Genomic DNA, 1,190 nt, shown 5'->3' with positions numbered 1-1,190 from the left:
CACATATTTCTCCTAGCCTAACATACATACATTTATCCCACAAATCCGAATTTCTTTAGGACAAATATTTCTGATGAGCTGTTTTCACATTGTTTTGATTGACCATTGCATACTTCATAGTTGTATCAATCTGAGAATGTCCAAGGATTTTCTGCACTTGCTCAATCGGCATTCCTTTGTCGATTGCTCTTGTAGCCATTGATCGGCGGAACTTATGTGGATGAATCCTTTCCAGATTTAGTTTTCGTCCAAGTTTGCGAAGTCTTATCTCCACTCCACTAATTTTCAACCGATCATAAGGGGCATCTAATGTAACAAATAAGGCTGAATTGTTGTCTGTCCTATTATCTATGTATTCTTTTAAATGAACTTTAGCTTTTGCATCAAAATAAACTCTACGCTCTTTGTCCCCCTTTCCGTAGACGACACATTCACGTCCTTCAAAATCAATATCATCAATATTGAGATTTACCAGTTCGCCTACACGTATTCCTGTAGAATATAATAAGTCAATAATCGCTAAATCTCTTTTTTCTTTGCAGTTATCTCGGAGTTTTTCGATTCCTTCATCTGAAATAATGTTTTTAACAACGGTCTTTGTTCGGATTTTATGAATTCGCCTCATAGGACTCTTCAAAATATAGTCTTCCTCTTCAAGCCAGGAAAAGAAACTGGAAATATTTCGTCGGACATTATCTATTGTCACATTCGAGCAATGATTCCACTGCTGATATTCTGATAAGTATTCACGTATTTCTTCTGTTGTCATTTTACGGACATTTGTTTCAATTCTAGATAGCAAATGCTGAACTGTTGTCTGATAATAGCTTATTGTACGCTCCGAGCATCCTTCTATTCTTTTGGCAGCAAGAAACATGTTTAAAAATTCGTCATTCGAGATATCTGTTTTCACTGCTTCATTTTCTGCAAAGGTTTTCAGAATCACCTCTTGTAACTTTTTCATCTGCGGAATAGACAAATATTCCGACATTTCATTTAATACTGTTACGATTTTCTCATCCATGCTGATACTCCTCTCTTAAGTACCAGCATCCTACAACCATTCGTAATCTTATCCAAAATATTCTTGCATCAAAGAATCAAATAATAACTGCGTTTCATCTAATGCTTTTTGTACTGCAACTTTTGATTTGTCGACTTGCTTAGCAAATTTTTCAAATTCCTCTTGT

1 protein-coding gene and 1 pseudogene are annotated in these 1,190 nt (G+C 35.4%); both read right to left on the bottom strand.

Annotated elements, in window-relative coordinates; all coding sequences use genetic code 11:
- Positions 1-55: 55 nt before the first annotated feature.
- Entirely contained in the window at positions 56-1,024 is a 969-nt protein-coding gene (xerA, locus tag DWX00_RS19410) for a site-specific tyrosine recombinase/integron integrase (protein WP_118596028.1), read from the bottom strand.
- Between the two features lie 48 nt (positions 1,025-1,072).
- Positions 1,073-1,190: pseudogene (locus DWX00_RS20640) on the bottom strand (restriction endonuclease subunit S); the annotation flags it as partial.

The sequence above is a fragment of the Blautia sp. AF17-9LB genome, assembly GCF_003479185.1.
In the GTDB taxonomy this organism is placed as follows: Bacteria; Bacillota; Clostridia; order Lachnospirales; family Lachnospiraceae; genus Fusicatenibacter; species Fusicatenibacter saccharivorans.
This window is presented reverse-complemented; position numbering and strand designations above follow the sequence as displayed.

What these genes read in the sequence shown, in the direction of transcription:
- xerA (WP_118596028.1), bottom strand. Translation starts at nt 1,024, where the DNA reads ATGGATGAGAAAATCGTAACAGTATTAAATGAAATGTCGGAATATTTG.